The organism is Asanoa ferruginea (genome assembly GCF_003387075.1).
In the GTDB taxonomy this organism is placed as follows: Bacteria; Actinomycetota; Actinomycetes; order Mycobacteriales; family Micromonosporaceae; genus Asanoa; species Asanoa ferruginea.
Genome location: NZ_QUMQ01000001.1, coordinates 5012318 through 5039002, shown reverse-complemented (window position 1 = coordinate 5039002; position 26685 = coordinate 5012318). Strand labels below are relative to the sequence as shown.

Below are 26685 nucleotides of genomic sequence, written 5' to 3'. Positions count from 1 at the left end.
CGTCAGCACCTGCTCACTCGTCATACTTTTCGAGTCTCAGTCTGTGACTGAACTGTCCGTTTTAATGACTTTTGTCGGTATAGGGAGCCTTCAATGGTGAGTAAGCCGCTGCAAGACACGGGCACCGACGGGGATCAGTGGGCGCCGCTCGCTGAAGTTTCCGGTCTGCCGATCTCGGAACTCGCGACCAGCGGCGCGGACCCTGCTCTTGCCCTTTCGATGCGGCGGCTGGTGAACAGCCTCGACGACCCCGACGGGGTCATTTCGGCGTTCAGCTCCTTCGTCTCATGATCCCGGCGGCCGTTGCCACGGTTCGCGCCGAGCAGCGGGAACGGGCAGCCTGGCCGTATCGGGAGCTGGATGTGACACCGTTGCGGGGCGCCGGCTGGCGCCCCGTTCCGGTGCGCGACGTGATCGTCAAGGTGCACCAGCGCTGCAACCTGGCCTGCACCTACTGCTACGTCTACCAGCACGAGGACCAGAGCTGGCACGACCGGCCAGCCGTGATGCCGGCGGAGATCTGGCAGGCCACGGTTGACAAGCTGCGCCAGCACGTCCGGCAACACCGGATGCCCGCCCTCCGGGTGATCCTGCACGGCGGCGAACCGCTGTTGCTGGGTGCCCGACTCGGCGAGCTCGCGTCCGACCTGCGCACGGCGCTCGACGCGGAATGCGACCTACAGATCGGTGTGCAGACCAACGGCGTCCTGCTCGGCGCGAAGATGATGGCCCACCTGCGCGCTCACCGGGTCAAGGTCGGTGTCAGCGTCGACGGCACCAAGGCCGACCATGACGCTCAGCGGGTGACGCACGCCGGCCGAGGCACCTTCGACCGCGTCGCGACCGCACTCGACCTGCTGCGGCAGGAGGAGAACCGGGCCAACTACGGCGGTCTGCTGTGCACGGTGTCGGCGACCACCGACCCGGTCGCGACCTACCGCACGCTGCGCGCCTTCGATCCCCCATTGATCAACTTCCTGCTGCCGCACGCCAACTGGGAACACCCGCCGCCCCGCCCGGACGACCGCGCCACGCCCTACGGCGACTGGCTGGTCGAGGCGTTCGAATGCTGGTACGCGGACCCGGAACCACCGCGGATCCAGTTCTTCGAAGACGTGATCGTCCTGCTGCTCGGCGGGAAGGGCACCTCGGAGCAGATCGGGCTGAGCCCGGCCGCCCTGGTCGTCGTCGAAACCGACGGGGCGATCGAGCAGGTCGACGCGTTGAAGTCGGCCTACCCGGGCGCGGCCGCCACCGGCCTCGACATCCGGCGCGACTCGCTTGACGCCGTGCTCGACGACCCCGGGGTGATCGCCCGCCAGATCGGGCTCGCCGCCCTCGGTGACGAGTGTTCGAGCTGCCCCATCCGGCGTGTCTGCGGTGGCGGCCATTATGTGCACCGCTACCGCGCCGGAGCCGGGTTCCGCAACCCGTCCGTCTACTGCGCCGACCTGACGCGAATCATCGACCACATCCGCGGTCGGATCACCGCGGACATCGCGCATCTCACCCGAAAGGTACCGGCATGACCAGCACCGCTGTCATCGAGCTGGAGCAGTCGCTCTTCGATGGCCTCGCTGCCGGCGGCGGCGGCGCCGCCGCGATCGACGCGCTCCGCGCGGCCCAGGTGAACAAGCACCTCCAGCTCATCGGCTTCCTGCTCGAACGCTGGCCCGGGCCGGCGAGCGAGCGCGACGCCGTGGTCGAAGCTCTCGACCGGGCACGCCGCAGCGACCCCGCCCGGTTCGCCGAGGTGATCGGCAAGCCGCTGGTCGGTGGTTGGGCGGCGATCGCCGTGCGGGCGGCGCTCCAGGGTCGTCCGCAGTGGACCGACGCGGCCCAGCTCGCCGCGCTCGCCATGGTCGCCGGTGCGGCGACCGGTGTCGACGGCGAGGCGACCATCCCGGTTCGCGACGGCCACGCCTCCGTTCCCGGCCTCGGCGTCGCGCTGATCGACGCCTACCGCGCCGTCCTCCGGGTGCGCGACGGCCGGCTCAAGGTGCACAGCGACGGTGTCGAGGTGTCGGCCCGGGCGGAGCACGAGGATGCCCGCTGGCTCCCGGTCCGCCGGCTCACCGCCGCCGACTTCGCGCTGGAGTTGGACGATGTCGACCCCTACCGGCACGGCCATCACGTGCCGCCGGCCCTCCGGCTGCCGTCCGCGGAGGTCGCCACCTGGCAGACGCTCTTCGCGGAAGCCTGGGATCTGCTCGGCCGGCACCTGCCCGAACGGGAGGTCGAGTTGCGGGCCGGGCTGCGCACGCTCGTGCCGCTGGTCGAAGACGGCCTCTCGGCGCGCAGCGCGACGATTCGGCACGCGTTCGGCGTTTTCGGGTTGACCCGGCCGCCTTCCGCGGCGGAGTTCGCCGTCACCCTCGTGCACGAGTTCCAGCATTCGAAGCTCAGCGCGATGCTCGACCTCATGCCGATGAGCGACGCGTCCGACAAGACCCGCTACTTCGCGCCGTGGCGCGTCGACCCCCGGCCGCTCGCCGGTCTGCTGCAAGGGGTCTACGCGTTCGTCGGGGTGGCCGACACCTGGCGCGCGCTGCGCGAGGTCGACGCCCTGACCGACGAGGCGCAACGGCAGTTCGCGACCGCTCGCATGCAGGTGCACACGGGCCTGACGTCGATCGAGCAGTCGCCCGGTCTGACACCGGCCGGCCGGGCGCTGGTCGGTCAACTGCGACTCCGGACCGACTCGCTGCTCGCCGAGCCGGTGCCGCCGGCCATCGCGCACGCGGCCGAGGAGGCCAACGCCCGGATCCGCCGGCAGTGGACGGAACGCAACGGCGCCGACCTCAACTGATCACGTGGGGGGCGACTCGATGTCGCCCTCGGTGCGACGCCCTTCGCCGACGGCGACCACCTCGTGGTGGTCCGGCCCCAGGAACCGGCGGAGGGCGTCGAACGATTCGGCGAACAGGGCGTCACCCTCGGCCTCGGATCCGGCCGCGCGCAGGTCGTGTGCCAGGTTGATCGCGCGCATCAGCACGTAGGGGTGCTCGAAGCCGTCGCGCGCCGGATCACCACCGCCGGAGGTCGCCCGGCTGGTCTGCACGATCAACGTGGACTGGGCCAGTGCGGCCGCGCGTTCGCCGGCGAGCGCGAGGTTGGTGGCGACCGAGTTGCCGGCGCACAGCGTGTAGGGGTGGTCGGGCGAGAGGACTTCGGCCAACTTGGCGTAGGAGCGTTCGTCGAGCTCGCGCGCTTCGTCGAGCTCACCCAGGGCGCGCTTGACGATGGCGTCGTTGACGGTCGCCACCAGCGTCAGCGGGTGGAACTCGCCGAAGTCGGACTTGTATCGGCCGAGCGCGTCGGAGATCAGCGCCTGTGCCTCGTCGAGCCGGCCCAACTCGCGCAGCGCGTTGGCGAGGCTGACGGCGGCCGCCACCGTGTATTCGTGGTTGGCACCGAATCGGGCCCGCGTGCGCTTTTCGGTGTCTTCCAGCATCGAGGCGGAATCGTCGAGCCGGCCGGCCTTGCGCAGCAGGATCCCGAACGTGCGGTCGGCGAGCAGGGCCAGGCGGTGGTTGGACCCGACCACGTAGTGGAGGGACTCCCGCCAGTCTTCCATGATCTTGACACCGGACGTGTAGGCGCCCATTCCGTAGTAGCTGCGGCCCATGTTCATCTGCGCTTCGAGCGACCGCCGGTCGGTGGCACCGGCGTCTTCCCAGTATTCGGCGACCTCCTTGTCGAGCCGGAACGCCTCGGTGAAGTTGCCGATCATGCGATAGTCCACCGCCAGATTGAGCTTGGCGCGCAGCGTGTAGGTGTCGTCTTCGGCCCGGAAGACTTCGCGGTGCGCCGCGACGGACTCCTGGTCGAACGCCAGTGCCTCGAGGTATTTGCCGGCGATCCGAAGATCGGCACCGACCTGGTTGCCGGTGATCAGCGTGTATTCGTGGCTCGGACCCAGCAGCGGACTGTTGCGGAGCCGGTGGTAGGTGTCCAGCGCCAGCGGGGCGGCTCCGGCACTGTCGCCGGTGGCGCGCCGCGCGTTGGCCAACTGCGCGCGGGCCAGCAGCGTCATCTCTCCGTCGGGCCCGAGCTTGGGGTCGAAGGTCTCCTTCTCCCACGTGTTGACCGACCGTTCGGCGAGGCGCTGGCTGCCGGCGTAGTCACCGATGATGAACAGGTAGCGGGAGTAGTCGCCGACCACCGTGCGGGCCTCGAGGCTGTCGGCATTCGTGAGGTCGGCGGCGTCGATGTGCGGACCCAGGTCGGCGTGGAACTCCATGTTGGGGTTCTCGTCGGGGTCGCCGGGGCTGGCCTGGACGAGGATGTTGCGGACGTTGCGCAGCGCGGCCTCCGCCAGCCCGAGGGGCATGGTGTCGCGCAGCACCCGCTGCACCAGCCGGTGCACCTGGATCCGCTGTGCCGCGTCGACCTTGGCGAGGCCGAACCGGTTGAGGTCGCGGACGGCCCGGTTGAGTTGGACCTTCTGCCGGAGCATGCTCCGCAGGGGCTCGGTGACGTCGGCGTCCTTGCCGTTGATGAGCAGCGACACCGCGACCGGCTCACCGCCGAGGTAGGCGAACAGCTCGAAGAGCTGCGCCGTCGCCGGCGAGTCACGGCGCAACTGCTCCATGGCGAGCGTCACGAACGCGGCCACCGAGACCGGGTAGTTGATCGGCTTGCCCTCGGCGAGCAGCTCGATGTGGGTGTCGAGCAGCTCGATGTATTCCTTGATCGGCATCGCGGTCGCCAGGTACCACGCCGCGGCCTGCTCGAGGGCCAGGGGCAGGTCGCCGAGCTTCTCCGCCAGCGCTCGCGCGTCCGGCTCCTGGATGCGCGCGTTGCCGTCGCTGTCCCGGGTGCGCTTGCGGAGGAGCTCGACGCTTTCGTCGCGGCGGAAGACGTCGACCTCGATCGCCGGCCCGACCGCCGCCCATTCCTGGATGCGGCTGGTGACGATGACGTCGCCACCCGACGACGGCAGGAACTGGTCGAGGGTGTCGGGGTCGTCGGCGTTGTCGTAGACCAGCAACCAGGTCAGGCCGCCGCCCGCGAGCGCGTCGAGGACGATGCGCGCGTTTTGCTGCCGGTCTTCGGTGGTGGCCAGGCCGAGGCGCTCGGCCAGCGCGGTCAACGACCGGAGCACACTCGACGGCTGCTCCGCCGCGATCCACCAGATCAGGTCGTATTGGTCGATGTGCCGGTAGACGTATTCGACCACCAGTTGCGTTTTGCCGACACCACCCATGCCGTGCAGCGTCTGCGGAAGCACCGACGCCTTGGAGGTGTTGCGCAATGCCTCTCCGAGCCGCTCCAACATGCCGTCGCGACCGGTGAAGTTGCGGTTGCGAATAGGCACGCCGCCCCAGATCAAACCGGTTTCTTCAGCACGCCGGGAACGCTGCGGCTGGCGCGGCACGGCGTTGAGCGCGAGCGTGGACGGCTCCGGAGCGGCCGAGGTCGCGGTGGCCCGCGGGCCGCCGATCATCCGCAGCTCGTTCAATGTCGCTGGGCCGACGCCCAGACCGCCGGCGACGGTCTCCAGCCAGCTGCCGAGCTCGCCGTTGGCCGCGCCGGTGACGGCGGAACTCAGCCGGCCGACGAAGGTCATCAGTGCGGGCACACCGTCGCTGCTCATCGGCAGGCGTTCCATCAGGCGGATCGCCTTGCCGGTGTCGCGCCAGGTCTGCAACGAGCGCATCTCGTCGATCTCGGCGAGCGCGGCCACATCGGCGACCGCGTCGGCGATGTCACCGATCGGGACGGCGGCGAGTTGGCGGCGGAGCACCTCGCGGTCGGGCGCCGACAGCAGCATCGGCCCGTTGATGTCGCGGGCCAGCGTCGCGGCCTTGGCGCTCTCGTCACCGCGGTGGTGCCGCAAAATGATCTGCGTGAAGGTCTTGAGACCACCCGAACAGGCGTGACAGCTGGCGAGAATCGCTTGAAGATCGCGTTTCGCGTCGTCGTGCCTTTGGATCTCCAATGGACGGCGTAACGATCTCCGCAGGTCCTCTACGCGCGCGTCCCGCACATCGGAGTCACCGAGTGCGGGAATACCGAGAAGCGCATCGAGCATGCCGTCAAGGTGACCTCGACCCAGCACGACTTCAGCCACGGTTTACCCACTTCTGAGCTCGCGGGTCAGGAACACTCATGGTATCCCACCGGCTACGGATTGGAAGTCCTGAATTTCGTCCGTAGCGTTACGCAAGCCGATTACCGGCAAGGGAAGTCGCACACAAAGCCGAATTGCATTTCGGCGGTCAACTAGTGCGCCGGAGCACCGCCAGGAACATCGCGTCGGTGCCGTGGCGGTGTGGCCACAGTTGCACGGTCGGGCCGGTTCCCAGGCCCGGCATTCCGGCGGGCAGCAGCGGGCGGGCGTCGACGAAGTCGACCGCGATGTCGGAGCGCCGGGTGCCCTCGGTGACCGAGACGTGCGTCTCCACCGTGTGCGGCGAGCAGGTGACATAGCCGACCAACCCACCCGGCCGGACCGCCCGCAGTGCCGCGGTGAGCAACTCGCGCTGAAGCCGGGTCAGCGGCGGCAGGTCGCTCGGCTGCCGGCGCCAGCGCGCTTCCGGGCGGCGGCGCAGCGCGCCGAGCCCGGTGCACGGCGCGTCGACCAGCACCCGGTCGAAGCCTTCCTCGGGCAGGTCGGGGTCCTTGCCGACGTCGCGCCCGTCGGTGTGCAGCACGGTCGCCGGGAAGCCGGCCACCGCCTGGGAGACCAGTTTGGCCCGGTGCTCGGTCACCTCGACGGCGGTCAGGTGCGCGCCGCGCTGTGCGGCGAGCGCGGCCAGCAGGCCGGCCTTGCCACCCGGGCCGGCGCACAGGTCGAGCCAGCGCTCGTCGGTGCCGTCGATCGGCGCGTCGGCCAGCGCGGCGGCGACCAGTTGGGAACCCTCGTCCTGCACGTGCGCCCGGCCGTCACGGATCACGGCCAGGTCACCGGGCGCGCCGCCGGGCAGGTAGACCGCGTAGGGCGAGAACGCGCCGGGCGCCCCGCCGATCTCCTCGGCCAACTCGACCGCGTCGGCACGGCCCGGGCGTACGCACAGGGTCACGCCCGGCGCCTGGTTGTCTTCGATCAGCAGCCGGGTGGTCTCGTCGACCGAGCCGCCGAGCGCCTCCTGGAACGCCCGTACGATCCATTGTGGATGGCTGTAGGCCAGCGACAGGTGACCGACCGGGTCGGTCTCGGCCGGCGGCGCCACCTGCTCGATCCAGGCGTCGAGATCGCGGCTGGCCACCTCGCGGAGCACCGCGTTGGCGAAGCCCGAGGCACCCGGCGCGACGGCCTTGACCAGGTCGACCGTGGAGGACACGGCCGCGTGCGGCGGCACCCGGGTGTAGAGGATCTGGTAGACGCCCAGGCGCAGCGCGTCACGGGCCGGCGGGTCGATCCGGTCGACCTCACGGCCGGCCGCGACGGTCAGCACCGCGTCGATCGTGCCGCGCGAGCGCAGCGTGCCGTAGGTCAGTTCGGTGGCGAACGCCGCGTCCCGGCCGCGCACGTCGCGGTCCCGGAGCATTCCGGGCAGGACCAGGTTGGCGTACGCGTCATCGCGATGCACCGCCGCGACCGCGTCATAGGCCGCCTGGCGCGCGGGGTCGACGGCGTCCCGCCCTCGCGGTGGCCCGCCTCGTTCCCGGCCGCCACGGTCGGAGCCGCCGCGATCCCGGCCACCGCGCTCCGAGCGACCACGCTCAGAACCGCCCCGCCCACGGTCAAAGCCACCCCGCTCCGGACGCCCACGGTCAGCGCCACCGCTCTCCGGCCGGCCGCGGTCAGCGCTCGCGGTCTCCGGACGGCCGCGGTCAGCGCCACCGCTCTCCGGACGGCCGCTTTCGAAGCCGCCACCCTCCGGACCGCCACGCTCCGAGCCGCCCTGATCCGCGCCGCCGTGCATTTCGGCGCTCACGCGAAACGCTCGTTCGACTCGACCCGGACGCCGCGTGCCCAGTCGGCGGCGGGCATGGCCCGCTTGCCGGCGGCCCGCACCTCGCCCAGCGCGACCGGAGTCGTGGCCGTGCCGACCAGCACTCCGGTGCGGTCGACCAGCAGGTCGCCGGGCTTGAGCGCGGGGCCGTTGGCAACGGGCCGCACGGGGCCGAGCTTGACCCGGTCCTCCCGGAAGGTGGTCCACGCGCCGGGCGCCGGCGTGCAGGCCCGGATCCGGCGGTCGACGGCGAACGACGGCTCGTCCCAGCGCACCTGCGCGTCGTCGACGGTCAGCTTCGGCGCGAGACTCACCCCCTCGAGTGGTTGCGGCTCGGCCCGGGCGGTGCCCGCCTCGATCGCGTCGAGCACGGCGACCAGCAGCCCGGCCCCGGAAGCGGACAGCCGGTCGAGCAGATCGCCGGAGGTGTCGGTGGGCCGGATCTCGTCGGTGAGCGTGCCGTAGACCGGGCCGGTGTCCAGGCCCGCCTCGAGCTCGAACACGCTGGCTCCGGTGATCTCATCGCCGTGCAGCACCGCGTGCTGCACCGGTGCGGCGCCCCGCCACGCCGGCAACAGCGAGAAGTGCAGGTTGACCCAGCCGTGCCGGGGGATCTCCAGGGCTGCCGGGGGCACCAGGGCGCCGTAGGCGACCACCGGCACGCAGTCGGGTGCCAGGTCGCGCAGCCGCTCCTGGAACTCGGGCTCGCGCGGCTTGGCCGGGGTCAGCACCTCGACGCCGTGCTCGTCGGCCCACGCCCCGGCGGGCGACCGGACCAGGTTGCGGCCGCGACCGGCGGGCGCGTCGGGCCGGGTGACCACGGCGAGCAGCTCGTGGGACGAAGCCGCGATCGCGTCGAGCGCGGGCAGCGCGACCGCCGGCGTGCCGGCGAAGACCAGCCGCATCAGCGTGCCCCGCCCAGGCCGAAGGCGTGCGGGCTGGTCTTGACGACGGGTGGGGCGCCGGCGTCGTACCACTCGGCCTGCCGGATTTCCTTCATCGCCTCTTTGCGGGCCTCGGAGTCGAGCCGGTCGAGGAAGAGCACCCCGTCGAGGTGATCGGTCTCGTGCTGCACGCAGCGCGCCATCAGCCCGGTGCCGACCAGCTTGATCGGGTCGCCCCACTGGTTGAAGCCGGTGGCGACCGCGTTCATCCGGCGCTTGGTGTCGACGTAGATCCCGGGAATTGACAGGCACCCCTCGGGACCGTCCTGCTCCTCCTCGTCGGGGAAGCTGAGCTGCGGGTTGACGATGTGCCCCAGCACGTCGTCGACGTCGAAGGCGAACACCCGCAGGCCCACACCGAGCTGCGGTGCGGCGAGCCCGGCCCCGGACTGCTCCTGCATGGTCTCCACCAGGTCGGCGACCAGCTTGCGCAGCTCAGCGTCGAAGTCGACGACCTGGTCAGCGGGGGTGCGCAGCACCGGATCGCCGAACAGGCGGATGGGCTGGACGGTCACGTGGAACTCCTCGTTCGGGTCGCTCGCGCGGGGCACGCGGGCGCAATCCCGACAAGTCTACGGAGGTCTAGAAGAGGTCTGTCGCGTCGACCTGGATACGCACCGGTTGGGGGGTTTTGCGGGCGCTGCGCATGCCCGCCGCGGCGTGCAGGGCGGTGGCCACGTCGGCGGCGCGACCGCGCGGGGCGCGTACGAGATAACGCTCCTGATCCTGGTCTGCCGGCACCGGACCGAGCACCTCGGCGTCGGGCGGCAGCTCGACGGCCGCGAGCAGGTCGGCCACCGCCGCCGCGGTGCCGGTCAGGCTGGTCATCCGGGCCGCCGGCGGAAACCGCAGCTCGCGACGTTCGCCCAGCTCACGGGCGGCATACCAGCCCGGGTCCCAGCGCAGCAGCGCCTGGATCACCGGCACGCTGCCGTCGGCGACCACCACCACCCGGCCACCCCCGGCACCCGGCCTGGCCAGGGCCGCCGCCGTCATCCAGCGGCGCAGCGCCTCCTCGCCGGCGCGCAGGTCGGCCCGGGTCAGCAGGGCCCACGTGTCGAGCAGCAGCACCGCGCCGTAGCCGCCCTCGGCGACCGGCTCGGCACCGGGCGTGGCGACCACGACAGCGGCCGCGGCCGGCACCTCGGTGAGCACCTCGTCGCGACCGGACGTGCGGACCGGGATCTCCGGGAAGGCCCGCCCCAGCTCCTCGGCGGTCCGCCGGGCGCCGGTGACCGAGGCCCGCAGGCCGCGCGCGCCGCAGTGTGGGCAGACGTGGTCACCGGCCACCCGCCCGCACCAGCGGCAGGCCGGCACGGCGTGCGAGGAGCGCAGCGCGAGCGGCCCGGAGCAGGCGGTGCAGCGGGCCGGCGCGCGGCACGTGGCGCACGACACCGACGGCAGGTAGCCCCGGCGCGGCACCTGGACCAGCACCGGCGCGTCGGCCTTGAGCGCCGCCCGGGCGGCTTCCCAGGCCAGGCTGGGCAGCCGCGCGGTCGCGGCGCCCGGATCGCGGGCCAGCTGCGGGTCGTCGCCGGTGGGGGTGATGACGGGGGTACGCCGCCGCGTGGTCGCCCGGTCGCCCACCACCTCGCGGGCCCACCCGGTCTCCAGCAGCAGTTGCGCTTCGGTGGTGCGGGCGTGCCCGGCGACCAGGGCGGCCGCACCGGCCCGCTGGGCCCGGGTGAGCAGCACCTCACGGGCGTGCGGGTAGGGCGCCCGCGGCTCGGCGTGCAGGTCGTCGCCGTCGTCCCAGATCACCACCAGGCCGATGTCGTGCACGGGGGCGAACGCGGCGGCTCTCGTGCCGGCGACCACCCTGACCTGGCCCCGGCTGGCAGCCAGGAAGGCGCGGTAGCGCTTGGCCGGGCCGAGCCCGGCGGCGAGCGTGACGTGGCGGTCCTTGCCGAGCTGGTCGGTCAGCGCCTTGTCGACGCGGTCGAGGTCGCGGGCGTCCGGCACCACGGCGACCACGGCCTTGCCCGCGGCGAGCGTGGCGGCCGCGGCCTCGGCGATCCGCGCCGGCCAGTCTTCGCCCGGCAGCGCCGACCAGACGGCGCGGGGGTTCTTGCCCTCGGCCAGCGCGCGCAGGAACCCCTCCCCCGCCTGGTAGTCGGCCCAGCCGGTGTCCACCGGCGCCGGCGGTGGCGCGTCGTCGCTCTCCGCGGGCGGCGCGGCCTGCTCGGCGCGGGCATGCCGGGGTGGCACGGCGAGCCGGAGCACGTCGGCGAGGCTGCCCGCGTAGCGGTCGGCGATGGCTCGGGCCAGCTCGGCGACCTCGGGAGTCAGCACCTGCTCGGCCGAAACGAGCTTCTCCAGGTAGGCCAGCTTGGGCACGGCCGACTCGGCGGCCCGCTCGATCAGCCAGCCGTCCACGAGCTGGCCGGCAAAGCGCACCTTGACCCTGGTGCCGGGCTGGGCGGTCTCGTCCAGGTCGCCCGGCACCAGATAGTCGAAGAGCCGGTCGAGGTGCGGCAACGGCACGTCAACGCAGACGCGCGCGACCGGCAGCTCGGCTGCGGGCTGCCGCTCGACGCGGGTGCTTCGGTTCGGCACCGCACCATCTTCCTCCGCCGGGCCGGCGACCCGCCCGGCCGCCGGCTCAACGGTCTTCGCGCTTCCGCGATCGCGCGGGTCGGACGGGGAACATATCGGACACAACCGTGAGCCCGAAGCCGATCACCGCCGTCACCAGCGACCAGAGCACCGCGGCTCCGGCCGGGTCGTCACTGAGGGCCATCCGCATGAGGAACGCGAACGGCCACCCGAGGAGGAGCCAGCCGAGCGCGAGCCGAACGATCGTCCGTGGCCGGGGCGTCCGCATTTCATCGGTTACCCGCCGGCGCGGCGCCGGCAAACGCCTCAGCGCCGGTGCGTCCGCGCCCGTGCCATCCCACTCCTCGCCGTCGATGGAATCGGACAGCCTCGCCGCCCGGTGCCGCACCACCGACGGGCGGGCCCGCGCGAACGGGCCCGCCCTCCGTTGCCGGTCAGTGCGCGGCGAGCAGCCGGTTCTCGTCTTCCGGCGACAGCGGTTCCTCGACCGGGCCGCCCCGGCCGAGGTCCCACGCGAGGACATCGGCGACCGTCTCGGCGACCGAGCGGCTCGCCAGGCCAGCCGCGCGGGCCCAGCTGCCGTCCACCAGGTTGGCCGCACTCCAGGCCGGATCGGCGATCCAGAGGGGTACGCCCATCCACGGGTCGACGCCGGCGGCGCGCAACTCCGCCGTGGACACCCAGATCACCTCCTGGTCCGAACCGGTCGCCGCGCGGCACGCGTCGAGCAGGTCGGCCATCGGCACCGTCGGCCCGACGGCGTTGAACACGCCGGCGGCCGTGCTGCCGACCAGGAACGTGGCCAGGTCGCGCACGTCGACCCACTGGACCGGATCGCTCGGGTCGCCCGGGGCCAGGATCGGCCCGCCGCGGGTGAACCGCCGTGGCCAGTAGGAGAACCGCTCGGTCTGGTCGTGCGGCCCGACGATCAGGCCAGGCCGGGCAACCAGCGCGCGGTCGCCGTAGTGCTCGAGCACGACCCGCTCACAGGCGGCCTTGCGCCCGCCGTAGGAATCGTCGTCGAGCAGCGCGGCGCCCTCCACCGGCGGGACGCTCTGGTCGGCGTAGACCGAGACCGACGAGACGAAGACGTAGCGGTCGACCGATTCCCGCAGCGCCGACGCCGACAGCGCGACGACCTCCGGGTAGTAGCCGGCACAATCGACGACCAGGTCGAAGCGGCGGCCGGCGAGGGCCGACAGGTCGGCCGTGCGGTCGCCCACCACGGTCTCCAGATGCGGGTAAAGATCCGGGGCGGTCCGGCCCCGGTTGAACAGCGTTACCTCGGCGCCCAGGGCGAGCGCCTCGTCGACGACGGCACGACCGACGAACCGGGTGCCGCCCAGAACCAACAGCTGCATTTTCGTGGATGTCCTTCGCAAGCGTTGAGTCAGAGTCGTTTCAGGGCATGCGGAAAGAGGCTGTGCACGCGCATAACCTCACCTCGCCCGACTCGTCGCCTGCTGGCCGACGGAGCCTACCGCTTGCCGCCCTCGCGGCCACGCCGGTTGACGAACACCTGCAGGGCGGCCATGACGACCACGACCGGGAGCATCGCGGCGAGCGCCTCGCCGTAGGAGTCGTCGGTGATCAGGCTGAGCACCAGCGCGGCGACGAGCCACCCGACGGCCAAGGAGGACGCGAGAAGCAGAATCTGTCGCACGTCAGGCCCCCTCACGTCGCACCATCGGAATCCGCATGCGCAGGGCGGAGCAGGGCGAACGCCAGCAGCACGGCCGCGACCGCGCACGACGTGCCCTGCCCGGCACGCCAGGACTCCAGGTCGCCGCTCCACAGCGGGTCACCGAGGTCCGCGAGCGCTCCGGCAGACAGCAACACCAGGCTGGCGACATTCACTCGACGCCAGCGTCGCTCCCGCGCAGCCTGATCCGCGCGACTCGGCGCGACAGCCGGCGGCCGGCACGCAGGTGGCCGACGAGAGAGACGAGCAGGTAGCCCGACAGGACCGAGAGCCCACCGGTCGCGATGTAGGCGCCGACGCCGCTGTTGAGCACGCCGGTCGCGCCGGCGACGATCCAGGCGATCGACCCGGCCAGGAGGGCGAGCAGCGCGACGAGCCCGAGCGCAAGGATGACCACCCGTGTCCGGCGCATGCCCTCCGAGTACCCGGCGTGGTGGAACCGACAAACGCGAAAGCGGGCCCACCGTGTGGTGGGCCCGCTTTCGTGAGTTAGGAACGGCTCAGAGGCCGGCGGCGTTCTTCAGGTCGGCCGCGCGGTCGGTGTTTTCCCAGGTCAGGTCCGGCAGCTCGCGGCCGAAGTGGCCGTAGGCGGCGGTCTGCTGGTAGATCGGGCGCAGCAGGTCGAGGTCGCGGATGATGGCGGCCGGGCGCAGGTCGAAGACCTCGCCGATGGCCTTCTCGATCCGGTCGACCGGCACGTTCTCGGTGCCGAACGTCTCGACGAACAGGCTCACCGGGTGGGCCTTGCCGATCGCGTAGGCGACCTGCGCCTCGCAGCGCTCGGCCAGGCCCGCGGCAACGACATTCTTGGCAACCCAGCGCATCGCGTACGCCGCGGAGCGGTCCACCTTGGACGGGTCCTTGCCGGAGAACGCGCCGCCGCCGTGGCGGGCGTAGCCGCCGTAGGTGTCGACGATGATCTTGCGGCCGGTCAGGCCGGCGTCGCCCATCGGGCCGCCGATCTCGAAGCGGCCGGTCGGGTTGACCAGCAGCCGGTAGCCCTCGGTGTCGAGGCCGAGAGCGTCGAGCTCGGGTGCGATCACGTGCTCGCGCACGTCGGGCGTGAGCAGCGACTCGAGCGAGATGTCGGCCGCGTGCTGCGACGAGACCACGACCGTGTCGAGGCGCACCGGGCGCAGGCCGTCGTATTCGATGGTGACCTGGGTCTTGCCGTCGGGACGCAGGTAGGGCACCGTGCCGTCCTTGCGCACCGCCGACAGGCGACGGGCCAGGCGGTGGGCCAGCGCGATCGGCAGCGGCATCAGCTCGGGCGTCTCGGAGCACGCGAAGCCGAACATCATGCCCTGGTCGCCGGCGCCCTGGCGGTCGAGCGCGTCGCCCGCGCTCTCGCCGTCGCGCAGCTCGATCGCGGTGTCGACGCCCTGCGCGATGTCAGGCGACTGCGAGCCGATGGAGATGCTCACGCCGCACGACGCGCCGTCGAAGCCCTTCTTCGACGAGTCGTAGCCGATCCCGAGGATGGTCTCGCGGACGATCGTCGGAATGTCCGCGTAGGCCTGGGTCGTCACCTCGCCGGCGACGTGGACCTGGCCGGTCGTGATCAGGGTCTCGACCGCGACCCGGCTGCGCGGGTCCTGCGCCAGCAGCGCGTCGAGGATGCCATCGCTGATCTGGTCAGCGATCTTGTCCGGGTGGCCCTCCGTAACCGACTCGGACGTGAACAGGCGACGTGCCACGGTGCTCCTCACAAAACTCGGGTCCGGCCCCAAAGTGCGCCACGCCGACAGCCTCCTGCGGCGGCACCCTGGTTAAGACGTACTCGTCAAGCGTGTTGTTACCAGATCCCAGACGGCGTCGGCCAGGTCTTCCTTAGGTTGCGGCGGAAAAACCGTCTCCGAGCCGTCGGCGCCCAGCACCGTCGCGGTGTTGGCGTCGGACCCGAAGACTTTATCGGTGCCGACCTGGTTGACGACGATCAGGTCGGCTTTCTTAACAACAAGTTTTTGCCGCGCGTTGGCCAGCGCCGCCTCGGTCGAGACGGTCTCGGCTGCGAAGACCACCAGCACCTGGCCGGCGGGCTTGCGCTCGCCCAGCTCGGCGGCGATGTCGGGGTTGAGCGCCAGCGCGATCGGCGCGGGGCCCTCGCCCGGAACCTTTTTGATCTTTTCCGAAGCGTAGACCGCCGGGCGGAAATCGGCGGGCGCGGCGGCCATCACCACGGCGTCGGCGTCGGCGGCCGCCTCGACGGTCGCCTTGCGCAGCTCTTCGGTGGTGCCGACGACGACCAGGTCGACGCCGGCCGGCGGCGGAAGGGTCGGGTTGGCGCTGACCAGGGTGACCCGGGCGCCGCGCGCGGCGGCGGTGCGGGCGAACGCGTAGCCCTGCTTGCCGGAGGACCGGTTGCCCAGGAAGCGCACCGGGTCGAGCGGCTCGCGGGTGCCGCCGGCGGTGACCACCACGTGGCGGCCGGCGAGGTCCTGCGGAGCGGCGCCGCCACGGGCCAGCACCCGGCGGGCGAAGGCGAAGATCTCGGCCGGGTCGGGCAGCCGGCCCTTGCCGGTGTCGGCGCCGGTCAGCCGGCCGCTGGCGGGCTCGATGACCAGGACGCCGCGGGAGCGCAGCAGCGCGACGTTGGCCTGCGTCGCCGGGTGCTCCCACATCTCGGTGTGCATCGCCGGCGCCAGCACGACCGGGCAGCGCGCGGTCAGCAGCGTGTTGGTGAGCAGGTCGTCGGCGAGGCCGTGGGCCGCCTTGGCGATCAGGTCGGCGGTGGCCGGAGCCACCACCACCAGATCGGCCTCTTTGCCGAGGCGCACGTGTGGCACCTCGTGGGCGTCGGCCCACACGTCGTCGGCGACCGGTTCCCTGGACAGCGCGGCCCAGGTCGGCGCGCCGACGAAGTGCAGCGCGGACGCGGTGGGGATCACCCGGACCCGGTGCCCCGACTCGGTGAACAGGCGGAGCAGCTCAGCGGCCTTGTAGGCGGCGATGCCGCCACCGACGCCGAGCACGACCCGGGCGGTCATGACCTAGGGGTTGTCGGTCGGCTCGGCCGTCAGCAGGCCGGCGTTGATCTCCCGCATCGCGATGGAGAGGGGCTTCTCCTGCGGCGTGGTCTCCACCAGCGGGCCGACGTATTCGAGCAGGCCCTCGCCGAGCTGGCTGTAGTAGGCGTTGACCTGGCGGGCGCGCTTGGCCGCGAAGATGACCAACGCGTATTTCGACGTGGTCTTCTCGAGCAGCTCGTCGATCGGCGGGTTGGTGATGCCTTCAGGGTTGGTGGCGATGGATCCCACGGAAAACAAACCTCAAAGTTCTCAACCGCCGCGCGGCGGTCGTGCCGGGGTCAGGAATGACGAACCGAGTAATCCTACCAGCTCATCGGCAGCACGCCCGGCGGCATGGTTGATGATCGCCGCGGCGACGCCGTCGCCGCCCGTCACCCCGTCGCCGGGGGCCAGCAGCAGCACCACGCGGGTGTCCGGCAGCGCCTCGCTGACGAGCAGAGCCCCGCGGGGGTCGATGGACACCAGCACCGGCTCGCCGGCGGCGAGCCAGGCCTCCACCGGGCGGCGGGGGGTGCCGTAGCGGTGGTGGCGGATCGCCGCCGACTCGATCAGGCCCTGCTCGGCGACCATGCGGTCGAACGCGGCCTCGTCGACGAACGTGTAGTGCACGCCGTCGACCTCGTGGTCGCGCCGGCGCCGGGTGGTGACCAGGACGGGCATCCGCACCCACGGCGAACGCGCCCGGACCAGCCGGACCACGGCTGCCCGACCGGCCTCGGAGGGACCGGTCAGGACCGTGAGCCGAGCCGCCGGGCGCGCCTCGTCATGCATGGTCACTACTTCGTTCTACCCGCGGGACGGGTCAGCTGCCGGCGAACTCTCCAAGGAGCGCCTTGCGCTGCTGGTCGCCGAGGCCACGCAGACGGCGGCTGTCGGCGATCTTGAGCTTCTCCATGATCTGGGTAGCCCGGATCTTGCCGATACCCGGCATCGCCTGCAGCACGGCCGAGACCTTCAGCTTGCCGACGACGTCGTCAGCCTCGGCCCGGTCGAGCACGGCGGAAAGGGTGGTCTTGCCCTGCTTGAGCTGCTCCTTCAGCTCGGCGCGGGCTTTGCGGATCTCCGCTGCCTTTTCCAGCGCTGCCGCGCGCTGTTCGGGGCTCAGTGACGGGAGCGGCACCAGTTCTCCTCAGGTCCTACCGCGATCGGGAATTTCCGCCGCGGTCGTGAAACGTGGGGTGGCCGTGAACCAAAGGGGCATGTGGTTCCCAGCGCCGGGAAAACTAGCGGCCCGATTGGTTTTCGGCAACGTCGGCGCGCGTTGATCACGAAATCTTGATCCCCCGTGTCACCTCGTTCGGGGGCCCAAAACCGCTCGGCAGTCGCGCACCGCCTGCTCCGCCGCGCCTCGCAAATCGGACACCGAGGGCCCCCGGGCGAGGATCTCCCGCGAGTAGGACGGAACCACCCAATCAAGATCATTACCGAAGACGGTACGCAGGTCGGACGCGGTGGCGCCCTGAGCGCCGAGGCCCGGCGCGAGGATCGGGCCGTTCACCCGGGAAAGATCATGGCCGGTATCGCCGACCGTCGCGCCGACCACCAGACCGAAGCTCCCGAGCGGCTCCGCACCCCTGTTGAGCTGGGAAATCTCGTCAATCACGGTCTGCGCGACAGTCCGGCCGCCGGGACCGACGGCGCGTTGCACGGCGGCGCCCTCCGGGTTGGAGGTGAGCGCCAGAACGAACACTCCGCCATCATGCGCGGACGCCGCGTCGAACATCGGGCGCAGCGAACCGACGCCGAGGTAGGGGCTCGCCGTGATCGCGTCGGCACGCAGCGGGCTCGCCGGGTCGAGATAGGCCGCGGCGTAGGCGGCTACGGTCGAGCCGATGTCGCCCCGCTTCACATCGAGGAGTACGAGTGCCCCGGCATCGCGCAACTGTCGGATAACCGACTCAAGGACGGCTACCCCTTGGGACCCGTGTCGCTCGAAGAACGCCGACTGCGGCTTGACCACGGCGACCCGGTCGGCGAGCGCCTCGACGACGGTTTCGGCGAACCGGGCCAGCCCGTCGACGTCGTCCGGCAGCCCCCAGGACTCCAGCAGACTTGGATGAGGATCGATGCCGACACAGAGCGGGCCGCGGGTGGCGAGGGCCTCGTGCAGCCGTACACCGAAGGCTTTTGTCATGATTGTCCTTTCTGCGCGACGATCTGCCGGACCAGCGCCGGACCGTGGTAGATGAACCCCGTGTAGACCTGCACCAGGCTCGCGCCGGCATCGAACATCCGGCTCGCGTCGTCGGCCGACATGATGCCGCCGACCCCGATCACGGGCAGCCGCCCGCCGGTCTCGTTGTGCACAAACCGGACGACCTCGCGGGCCCGCCGGGTCAGTGGCGCGCCGGACAGCCCGCCGGTCTCGGCCCCGGTGGCGGCGTCGGCAGCAGCCAGGCCGGAGCGGCTCAGCGTTGTGTTGGTGGCGATCACCCCCGCCGCGCCGCGGGCCAGGCAGACCTCCAGAAGCTCGGCGATGGCCGCCTCAGAGAGGTCCGGGGCGATCTTCACGAGGATCGGCTTCTCGCCCACCAGCGCGCGCAGCAGCGCGTCGATCGAGTCGCGGTCCTGCAGCGACCGCAGCCCCGGCGTGTTCGGCGACGACACGTTGACGGCGAAGTAGTCACCGTGGTCCCGGAGCAGCTTGTAAGACGCCAGGTAGTCGTCGACGGCCTCGTCCAGCGGCGTCACCTTCGACTTGCCGAGGGAGATCCCCAGCGGCACGCCGAACGGCGGCGCCGCAGTCGCGGCAGCGCCGTCGGCCGGCGCGTTGCCGGCTGGGCTGCCCGCGGGCGGCGCGTTGCCGGCGCCGGTCGCTCCCGCCAGTCGGGCCGCGAGGGCCGCGGCGCCTTCGTTGTTGAAGCCCATCCGGTTGACGATCGCGTCGCTGCCGCGCAGCCGGAACAGCCGTGGCTTCGGGTTGCCCGGCTGCGGGTGCGCGGTCACCGTGCCGACCTCGACGAACCCGAACCCCAGAGCCGGCCACGCCGCGAGCGCCACCCCGTTCTTGTCGACGCCGGCCGCCAGCCCGACCGGGTTGGGGAACTCGACGCCGAAGACGGTGCGCGGATCACGCCTGGCGTACCGCAGAGCCATGATCCGCCGCGCGGCCGGCGGGAGACCCGCCAGCCGCGTCAGCGTCCACTCGTGTGCGGCCTCGGCGTCACCGGAGCCGATCCGGAACAGCGCCGGCCGGACGACCCGCTCAAACAGCACGCCCGCCCCGCAGCGCGAGATGGAGGTCCTGCAACGGGCGTACGGTCATCTCGCCGCGGATCAGCGCCTCGATGCCCATCACCGCCGCGGCCGCGCCCGGCACCGTGGTGATGCACGGGATGTCGGCGGTCACCGCCGCGCTGCGGATCTCGTAGCCGTCGGAGCGCGCCGAGGCGCCCGAGCCCTGCGGCGTGTTGACGACCAGCGCCACCTCGCCGTTGCGGATCAGGGTCACCGCGTCGGGCCCGGAGCCCGCCTCTTCCCAGTGCTTGCGGATGATCTCGCAGGAGATGCCGTGCCGGCGCAGCACCTGGCCGGTGCCGATGGTCGCCACGATCTGGAAGCCGAGGTCGGCCAGCCGCTTGATCGGGAAGATCATGCTGCGCTTGTCGCGGTTGGCGACCGACACGAAGATCCGCCCCGAGGTCGGCAGCGAGCCGTAGGCGGCGGCCTGCGACTTCGCGTACGCGTTGCCGAAGGCCGGGTCGATGCCCATCACCTCGCCGGTCGACTTCATCTCGGGGCCGAGCAGCGAGTCGACGCCGCGACCGGCCGGGGTGCGGAACCGCTTGAACGGCAGCACCGCCTCCTTGACCGCGGTCGGGCCGTCGGCCGGCAGGTCGCCGCCGTCGCCGGTGGGCGGCAGCAGGCCCTCGGCGCGCAACTCGGCGATGGTCGCGCCGAGCATGATCCGGGCGGCCGCCTTGGCCAGCGGCACCGCGGTCGCCTTGGAGACGAACGGCACCGTACGCGACGCGCGCGGGTTGGCCTCGAGCACGTAGAGCGTGTCGTCCTTGAGCGCGTACTGCACGTTGAGCAGCCCGCGCACCCCCACGCCGCGCGCGATCTCCGCGGTGTAGCGGCGCACCTCGGCGATGTGCGAGGCGGCCAGCGTGATCGGCGGCAGCGCGCACGCCGAGTCGCCGGAGTGGATGCCGGCCTCCTCGATGTGCTCCATCACGCCGCCGAGGAAGACTTCGCCGGTGGCGTCGCAGAGGGCGTCGACGTCGATCTCGATCGCGTCGTCGAGGAAGCGGTCGACCAGCACCGGATGGGCCGGCGAGATCTCGGTGGCCCGGTTGATGTAGGCGGACAGCGTCGGGTCGTCGTAGACGATCTCCATGCCCCGGCCGCCCAGCACGTAGGAGGGTCGGACCAGCACCGGGTAGCCGATCTCGTCGGCGATCGCCTTCGCCTCGTCGTAGGAGGTGGCGGTGCCGTGCGCCGGCGCCCGCAGCCCGGCCTTGCCGAGCACCGCGCCGAACGCGCCGCGGTCTTCGGCCAGGTCGATCGACTCCGGGCTGGTGCCGACGATCGGCACGCCGGCGTCCTTGAGCCGCTGGGCCAACCCGAGCGGGGTCTGCCCGCCGAGTTGCACGACCACGCCGATCACGCCCGGCCCGCCGGCGGCCCGGCCGGACTCGTTCTCCGCGTTGACCACCTCGAGCACGTCTTCGAAGGTGAGCGGCTCGAAGTAGAGCCGGTCGGCGGTGTCGTAGTCGGTCGACACCGTCTCGGGGTTGCAGTTGACCATCACGGTCTCGTAGCCGGCACCCCGGAGGGCCATCACGGCGTGTACGCACGAGTAGTCGAACTCGATGCCCTGCCCGATCCGGTTCGGCCCGGAGCCCAGGATCAGCACCTTGGGCCGGTCGGAGGGTGCCACCTCGGTCTCCTCGTCGTAGGACGAGTAGTGGTAGGGCGTCTTGGCCTCGAACTCGGCCGCGCAGGTGTCGACGGTCTTGTAGACCGGCCGCAGCCCCAGCCGGTGCCGCAGCCGCCGGACACCGTCTTCCCCGGCGAACTCGGGCCGCAGGGCGGCGAGCTGCCGGTCGGAAAGGCCGGCCCGCTTGGCCCGGCGCAGCAGTGCCAGGTCGAGCACCGGCGCGGCGATGATCTCGGCACGCAGGTCGACCAGCGAGGCGATCTGGTCGAGGAACCACGGGTCGATCCGGCCGGACGCGGCCGACACCTCGGCCACCGTGGCGCCGAGCCGCAGCGCCCGCTCGACCGTGTAGAGCCGGCCGTCGTGCGGCGTGCCCAGGTCGTCGAGAGTGGACGCCAGCGTGGCGCCGGCCGGGTCCGGCGTGGTCCAGAAGCCGGCGGCGGTGGTCTCCATCGAGCGCATCGCCTTGTTGAGCGCCTCGGTGAAGTTGCGGCCCAGGCTCATCGCCTCGCCGACCGACTTCATCGTGGTGGTCAGCTCCGGGTCGGCGCCGGGGAACTTCTCGAACGCGAACCGCGGGATCTTCACCACCACGTAGTCGAGCGCCGGCTCGAACGCGGCCGGCGTCTCCTGGGTGATGTCGTTGGAGATCTCGTCGAGCGTGTAGCCGATCGCCAGCTTGGCGGCGATCTTCGCGATCGGGAAGCCGGTCGCCTTCGACGCGAGCGCCGACGACCGGGACACCCGCGGGTTCATCTCGATCACCACGAGCCGGCCGTCGTCGGGGTTGATGGCGAACTGGATGTTGCAGCCGCCGGTGTCGACGCCGACCTCGCGGAGCACCGCGATGCCCACGTCGCGCAGCGTCTGGTATTCGCGGTCGGTCAGCGTCATCGCCGGCGCGACGGTCACGCTGTCGCCGGTGTGCACGCCCATCGGGTCGAGGTTCTCGATCGAGCAGACCACCACGACGTTGTCGTGCTTGTCGCGCATCAGCTCGAGCTCGTACTCCTTCCAGCCGAGCACGCTCTCCTCGATCAGCACCTCGTGCACCGGCGACTCGGTCAGCCCGGCGCCGGCGATCCGCTCGAGATCGGCGGCCGTGTGCGCCATGCCGGAGCCGAGGCCGCCCATCGTGAACGACGGCCGGATCACCACCGGCAGGCCCAGCTCGCCCACCGCCGAGCGGACCGCGTCCATCGAGTCGCAGACCCGCGAGCGCGGCGTCTCGGCGCCGGCCTTCGCCACGATCTCCTTGAACTTCTGCCGGTCTTCGCCGCGCTGGATCGCCTCGATGTCGGCGCCGATCAGCTCGACGCCGTATTTCTCGAGGATGCCCGCCTCGTGCAGCGCCACCGCGGCGTTGAGCGCGGTCTGGCCGCCCAGCGTGGGCAGCAGCGCGTCCGGCCGCTCCTTGGCGATCACCAGCTCGAGAAACTCGGTGGTGATCGGCTCGATGTAGGTGGCGTCGGCGAACTCCGGGTCGGTCATGATGGTCGCCGGGTTGGAGTTCACGAGCGAAACTCGCAGGCCCTCCGCCCGCAAGACCCGGCACGCCTGGGTGCCCGAATAGTCGAACTCGCACGCCTGCCCGATGACGATCGGCCCCGAGCCGATCACGAGCACGTGCGACAAGTCGCTGCGCTTAGGCACTGACCTTCTCCCCCGCGATCAATTCCCGGAACCGGTCGAACAGGTAGTCGGCGTCGTGCGGACCGGCGGCCGCTTCCGGGTGGTACTGGACGGTGAAGGCCGGCACGTCGTGTGCGCGCAGGCCCTCCACCACGTTGTCGTTGAGGCAGACGTGCGAGACCGCGACGTCGCCGAAGTCGGTGGCCACCGAACCCTCCAGCGGCGCGTCCACGGCGAACCCGTGGTTGTGCGAGGTCACCTCGACCTTGCCGGTCATCCGGTCGAGCACCGGCTGGTTGCTGCCCCGGTGGCCGAAGGCCAGCTTGTAGGTGCCGAAGCCGAGCGCCCGGCCGAGGATCTGCGAGCCGAAGCAGATGCCGAACAGCGGGATCTGGCGGCGCATCACCTCGCGGGCCAACTCGACCGCGCCGTCGGCGGTGGCCGGGTCACCCGGGCCGGGCGAGAAGAACACCGCGTCGGCGCCGGTCGCCAGCAGGTCGTCGATCGACGAGCCGGCCGGCATCACGTGGGTGGTCACGCCCCGGGCGGCCAGCCGCCGCGCGACGTTGCGCTTGATGCCGAGGTCGACCGCCGCGACGGTGAACTCATGCGAGCCAAGGGCGTTCACGGTGTACGGCTTAGCCGTGGTCACCTGGGCCGACAGGTCGGCGCCGACCATCTCGGGCGCCTCGCGGACCTTGCGCAGCAGCGCTTCCGGGTCGTCGGTGACGCTGGAGACGCCGACCCGCATGGCGCCGCGGTCGCGCAGGTGCCGGGTCAGCGCCCGGGTGTCGATGCCGGCGATGCCGACCACACCCTCGGCGGCCAGCCGGTCCTCGAGGTCGCCGGTGCGCCGCCAGTTGGAGGCGAGCCGGGCCGGGTCGCGCACCACGTAGCCGGCGACCCAGATCTTCGACGACTCGTCGTCTTCGTCGTTGACGCCGGTGTTGCCGATGTGCGGTGCGGTCTGCACCACGACCTGGCGGTGGTAGGACGGGTCGGTGAGCGTCTCCTGGTAGCCGGTCATCGCGGTGGTGAACACCGCCTCGCCGAAGGTCTCGCCCACGCTGCCGTAGGACTCACCGTGGAACGTCCGCCCGTCCTCCAGGACGAGCAGCGCGGGGCGCCTCATTTGACTGCCTTTCCATCCAGCACCGTCGGCTCGCCACGCAGGAACGTCGCGACGATCCGACCGGGCAGGGTCATTCCGGCGTACGGGGTGTTGCGCGACCGGGACGCCGACCCGGTCGGGTCGACCTCCCAGCGGGCCGCGGGGTCGACCAGCGTGAACGTCGCCGGCGCGCCGGGCACCGGCAGGTGGCCGTGTTCGGCCAGCCCGGCGATCCGGGCCGGCGTCCGCGACATCCGCTCGGCGATCAGCGGCCAGTCGGGACCGAGCACGTCGAGCACGATCGAGAGGGCGGTCTCCAGGCCGAGCATGCCCGGCCGGGCGTAGGCCCACTCGCATTCCTTGTCTTCGACGGCGTGCGGAGCGTGGTCGGTCGCCACGATGTCGATGACGCCCTCGGCCAGGGCCTTACGCAGTGCCATCACGTCGGCCTGGGTGCGCAGCGGCGGGTTGACCTTGAACACCGGGTCGTAAGAACTGGCCCGCTCGTCGGTCAGCAGCAGGTGGTGCGGCGTCACCTCGGCGGTCACCCGTACGCCGGCCGCTTTGGCCTGCCTGATCACGTCGACCGAGCCGGCGGTGCTCACGTGGCACACGTGCAGGCGGGCGCCGACGTGGCCGGCCAGCAGCGCGTCGCGGGCGATGATCGCCTCTTCGGCGACCGCCGGCCAGCCGGTCAGGCCGAGCCGCGCGGAGACCTCGCCCTCGTGCATCTGGGCGCCCTCGGTCAGCCGGGGCTCCTCGGCGTGCTGGGCGATCACGCCGTCGAACGCCTTGACGTATTCGAGCGCGCGGCGCATCAGCCGGGGGTCGGAGACGCAGTGCCCGTCGTCGGAGAAGATCCGCACCTTGGCCGCGGAGGTGGCCATCGCGCCGAGCTCCGCGAGGTGCTGGCCGGCCAGGCCGACCGTGACCGCGCCGATCGGCTGCACGTCGACCAGGCCCGCCTCGCGACCGAGCCGCCAGACCTGCTCGACCACGCCGGCCGTGTCGGCGACCGGCGAGGTGTTGGCCATCGCGCAGACCGCGGTGAACCCGCCGAGGGCCGCGGCCCGCGAGCCGGACTCGACCGTCTCCGCGTCTTCCCGGCCCGGCTCACGCAGGTGGGTGTGCAGGTCGACCAGGCCCGGCAGCGCGACCAGGCCGGCGCCGTCGATCACCTGGGCGTCCCGGGGCGAGTCCCCGGCCGCGGCGATGACGCCGTCGCGGATCAGCAGGTCGGTCGGCTCGGCGCCGGCGACGCTGACTCCCTTGACCAGGTATGTGGTGCTCATTTGCCCCCCAGGAGCAGGTAGAGGACGGCCATCCGGACCGAGACGCCGTTGGCGACCTGTTCGACGATCGTGGAGCGGGCCGAGTCGGCCACCTCCGGAGTGATCTCCATGCCCCGGACCATCGGGCCGGGGTGCATGACGATCGCGTGCTCGGGGAGCCGCCGCATGCGCTGCGCGTCGAGCCCGTAGCGGCGCGCGTACTCCCGGGTCGATGGGAAGAAGGAGTCGTTCATCCGCTCGCGCTGGACCCGCAGCATCATCACCACGTCGACCTCGGGCAGCACCGCGTCGAGGTCGTAGGAGACCTGGAGGTCGGGCGAGAGGGCCGGTGCGACGTCGACCGGGATCAGCGTCGGCGGGCCGACCACGGTGACCTTCGCGCCGAGCGTGGTGAGCAGCAGCACGTTGGAGCGGGCGACCCGGCTGTGCAGCACGTCGCCGACGATCGCCACGTGCAGGCCTTCGAGCCGGCCGAGCCGCGAGCGCATCGTGTAGGCGTCGAGCAGCGCCTGGGTCGGGTGCTCGTGGGTGCCGTCGCCGGCGTTGACCACCGAACCGCCGACCCAGCTCGCGAGCCGGTGCGGCGCACCGGAGGCCGGGTGGCGGATGACCACCGCGTCGGCGCCCATCGCCTGGAGGGTCAGCGCGGTGTCCTTGAGGCTCTCGCCCTTGGAGACGCTGGAACCCTTGGCTGAGAAGTTGATGACGTCGGCGGAGAGTCGCTTGGCCGCGGCCTCGAAGGAGATGCGCGTGCGGGTCGAGTCTTCGTAGAAGAGGTTGACCACCGTGCGACCGCGCAGCGTGGGCAGCTTCTTGACCTCGCGGCCGGAGATGCTGGCCAGCTCGGCGGCGGTGTCGAGCACCAGGATCGCCTGCTGGCTGTCGAGGTCGGCGGCCGACAACAGATGCTTGATCATGTGGGCTCCTCGCCGATCAGCTTGACCTCGTCGCTGCCGTCGGTCTCGGCCAGCGTGACCTTGACGCTCTCGGTGCGCGCGGTGGGGATGTTCTTGCCCACGTAGTCGGCGCGGATCGGCAACTCCCGGTGGCCGCGGTCGACGATCACCGCGAGCTGGACCGAGCTGGGCCGGCCGAGGTCGGAGAGGGCATCGAGGGCGGCCCGCACGGTGCGGCCGGAGAAGAGCACGTCGTCGACGAGGATGACCCGCCGGCCGTCGATGCCGCCGGGCGGCATGTTGGTCGGGCCGAGTGCGCGGGTCGCGCGCAGCCGCAGGTCGTCGCGGTAGAGAGTGACGTCGAGCACACCGACGGGCACGTCGACGCCCTCGAAAGCGGCGATCCGGGTGGCCAGCCGGTGGGCCAGCGGCACGCCCCGGGTCGGGATGCCGAGCAGGACGGTGCCGTCGGCACCGTCGGTCTTTTCGAGGATCTGGTGTGCGATCCGGTCGACGACCCGCGCCAGATCCGTCTCAGTGAGGATGACCTTCACAGACGGTGGCGAACCGGACGTCGTCGAGGATGGGGCGGCCTTGGGAAAGGCCACGGCGGACCTCCTTCCCCGCCTCACTGGACGGGTCGTTAAAGGATGTCTTCGGCGAACCGTCGATCACGTTACCAGCGCAGACTGCTGGGGTAAGCGCAGCGTGCCGTGCGTAACACCGGCGCGAGTCGT

Annotated in this window: 24 protein-coding genes; 3 read left to right on the top strand and 21 right to left on the bottom strand. The window is 71.7% G+C overall.

What is annotated here, in order from left to right; translation table 11 throughout:
* Positions 1-96: 96 nt before the first annotated feature.
* The 3 genes from DFJ67_RS23730 to DFJ67_RS23720 all read left to right on the top strand — a co-directional run bounded on the left by DFJ67_RS23730 (position 97) and on the right by DFJ67_RS23720 (position 2809).
* Positions 97-291, top strand: a complete 195-nt coding sequence (locus DFJ67_RS23730) for an FxSxx-COOH-like cyclophane-containing RiPP peptide (protein ID WP_147315577.1) — start codon at positions 97-99, stop codon at positions 289-291.
* A gap of 71 nt (positions 292-362) precedes the next feature.
* Positions 363-1529 (top strand): FxsB family cyclophane-forming radical SAM/SPASM peptide maturase, encoded by a 1167-nt coding sequence (locus tag DFJ67_RS23725; RefSeq protein ID WP_239097285.1) that lies wholly within the window; start codon positions 363-365, stop codon positions 1527-1529.
* Positions 1526-2809, top strand: a complete 1284-nt coding sequence (locus DFJ67_RS23720; RefSeq protein ID WP_116070017.1) for an HEXXH motif domain-containing protein — start codon at positions 1526-1528, stop codon at positions 2807-2809. Before DFJ67_RS23725 ends, DFJ67_RS23720 begins: the two co-directional genes overlap by 4 nt.
* Here DFJ67_RS23720 and fxsT read toward each other — a convergent pair whose 3' ends face one another.
* From fxsT to pyrR, 21 genes are all read right to left on the bottom strand, one after another.
* Entirely contained in the window at positions 2810-6037 is a 3228-nt protein-coding gene (fxsT, locus tag DFJ67_RS23715; RefSeq protein ID WP_116070016.1) for an FxSxx-COOH system tetratricopeptide repeat protein, read from the bottom strand. It abuts the gene before it with no gap.
* 187 nt (positions 6038-6224) lie between these two features.
* Positions 6225-7874 (bottom strand): RsmB/NOP family class I SAM-dependent RNA methyltransferase, encoded by a 1650-nt coding sequence (locus DFJ67_RS23710; protein WP_116070015.1) that lies wholly within the window; start codon positions 7872-7874, stop codon positions 6225-6227.
* Between the two features lie 8 nt (positions 7875-7882).
* The gene (gene fmt, locus DFJ67_RS23705; RefSeq protein WP_116070014.1) at positions 7883-8809 is read right to left on the bottom strand and encodes a methionyl-tRNA formyltransferase; all 927 of its coding nucleotides are present in this window, start codon (positions 8807-8809) and stop codon (positions 7883-7885) included.
* Entirely contained in the window at positions 8809-9363 is a 555-nt protein-coding gene (gene def, locus DFJ67_RS23700) for a peptide deformylase (protein WP_116076591.1), read from the bottom strand. Before def ends, fmt begins: the two co-directional genes overlap by 1 nt.
* Positions 9364-9430: 67 nt before the next feature.
* Positions 9431-11359 (bottom strand): primosomal protein N', encoded by a 1929-nt coding sequence (locus DFJ67_RS23695; protein ID WP_170216218.1) that lies wholly within the window; start codon positions 11357-11359, stop codon positions 9431-9433.
* A 479-nt stretch (positions 11360-11838) separates the two neighbouring features.
* Entirely contained in the window at positions 11839-12765 is a 927-nt protein-coding gene (locus DFJ67_RS23685) for an NAD-dependent epimerase/dehydratase family protein (protein WP_116070012.1), read from the bottom strand.
* A gap of 116 nt (positions 12766-12881) precedes the next feature.
* Positions 12882-13067: a hypothetical protein gene (locus DFJ67_RS23680; RefSeq protein WP_116070011.1), complete on the bottom strand. Its 186-nt coding sequence runs from the start codon at positions 13065-13067 to the stop codon at positions 12882-12884.
* Between the two features lie 11 nt (positions 13068-13078).
* Positions 13079-13261, bottom strand: coding sequence for a hypothetical protein (locus DFJ67_RS23675; protein ID WP_116070010.1), 183 nt, complete (start codon positions 13259-13261; stop codon positions 13079-13081).
* On the bottom strand, positions 13258-13518 hold the full coding sequence (locus tag DFJ67_RS23670; protein ID WP_116070009.1) for a hypothetical protein: 261 nt from the start codon (positions 13516-13518) through the stop codon (positions 13258-13260). Before DFJ67_RS23670 ends, DFJ67_RS23675 begins: the two co-directional genes overlap by 4 nt.
* Positions 13519-13606: 88 nt before the next feature.
* On the bottom strand, positions 13607-14803 hold the full coding sequence (metK, locus tag DFJ67_RS23665; RefSeq protein WP_116070008.1) for a methionine adenosyltransferase: 1197 nt from the start codon (positions 14801-14803) through the stop codon (positions 13607-13609).
* Between the two features lie 72 nt (positions 14804-14875).
* On the bottom strand, positions 14876-16093 hold the full coding sequence (coaBC, locus tag DFJ67_RS23660) for a bifunctional phosphopantothenoylcysteine decarboxylase/phosphopantothenate--cysteine ligase CoaBC (RefSeq protein ID WP_116070007.1): 1218 nt from the start codon (positions 16091-16093) through the stop codon (positions 14876-14878).
* Positions 16094-16096: 3 nt separating this feature from the next.
* Positions 16097-16363 (bottom strand): DNA-directed RNA polymerase subunit omega, encoded by a 267-nt coding sequence (gene rpoZ, locus DFJ67_RS23655; protein WP_089255590.1) that lies wholly within the window; start codon positions 16361-16363, stop codon positions 16097-16099.
* Between the two features lie 21 nt (positions 16364-16384).
* Positions 16385-16912, bottom strand: coding sequence for a guanylate kinase (locus DFJ67_RS23650; RefSeq protein ID WP_116070006.1), 528 nt, complete (start codon positions 16910-16912; stop codon positions 16385-16387).
* Positions 16913-16937: 25 nt separating this feature from the next.
* Complete coding sequence (mihF, locus tag DFJ67_RS23645; RefSeq protein WP_116070005.1) at positions 16938-17255, bottom strand: integration host factor, actinobacterial type; 318 nt, start codon at positions 17253-17255, stop codon at positions 16938-16940.
* A 168-nt stretch (positions 17256-17423) separates the two neighbouring features.
* Positions 17424-18269: an orotidine-5'-phosphate decarboxylase gene (pyrF, locus tag DFJ67_RS23640; RefSeq protein WP_116070004.1), complete on the bottom strand. Its 846-nt coding sequence runs from the start codon at positions 18267-18269 to the stop codon at positions 17424-17426.
* Positions 18266-19351 (bottom strand): quinone-dependent dihydroorotate dehydrogenase, encoded by a 1086-nt coding sequence (locus DFJ67_RS23635; protein ID WP_116070003.1) that lies wholly within the window; start codon positions 19349-19351, stop codon positions 18266-18268. The genes pyrF and DFJ67_RS23635 overlap by 4 nt, the downstream gene beginning before the upstream one ends.
* Entirely contained in the window at positions 19341-22670 is a 3330-nt protein-coding gene (gene carB / locus DFJ67_RS23630) for a carbamoyl-phosphate synthase large subunit (protein ID WP_116070002.1), read from the bottom strand. The genes DFJ67_RS23635 and carB overlap by 11 nt, the downstream gene beginning before the upstream one ends.
* A complete protein-coding gene (carA, locus tag DFJ67_RS23625; RefSeq protein ID WP_116070001.1) occupies positions 22663-23781 on the bottom strand; it encodes a glutamine-hydrolyzing carbamoyl-phosphate synthase small subunit in 1119 nt (372 codons plus the stop codon). The genes carB and carA overlap by 8 nt, the downstream gene beginning before the upstream one ends.
* A complete protein-coding gene (locus tag DFJ67_RS23620; RefSeq protein WP_116070000.1) occupies positions 23778-25052 on the bottom strand; it encodes a dihydroorotase in 1275 nt (424 codons plus the stop codon). The genes carA and DFJ67_RS23620 overlap by 4 nt, the downstream gene beginning before the upstream one ends.
* The gene (locus DFJ67_RS23615) at positions 25049-25969 is read right to left on the bottom strand and encodes an aspartate carbamoyltransferase catalytic subunit (RefSeq protein ID WP_116069999.1); all 921 of its coding nucleotides are present in this window, start codon (positions 25967-25969) and stop codon (positions 25049-25051) included. Before DFJ67_RS23615 ends, DFJ67_RS23620 begins: the two co-directional genes overlap by 4 nt.
* Complete coding sequence (gene pyrR, locus DFJ67_RS23610) at positions 25966-26556, bottom strand: bifunctional pyr operon transcriptional regulator/uracil phosphoribosyltransferase PyrR (protein WP_116069998.1); 591 nt, start codon at positions 26554-26556, stop codon at positions 25966-25968. Before pyrR ends, DFJ67_RS23615 begins: the two co-directional genes overlap by 4 nt.
* Positions 26557-26685 lie beyond the last annotated feature (129 nt).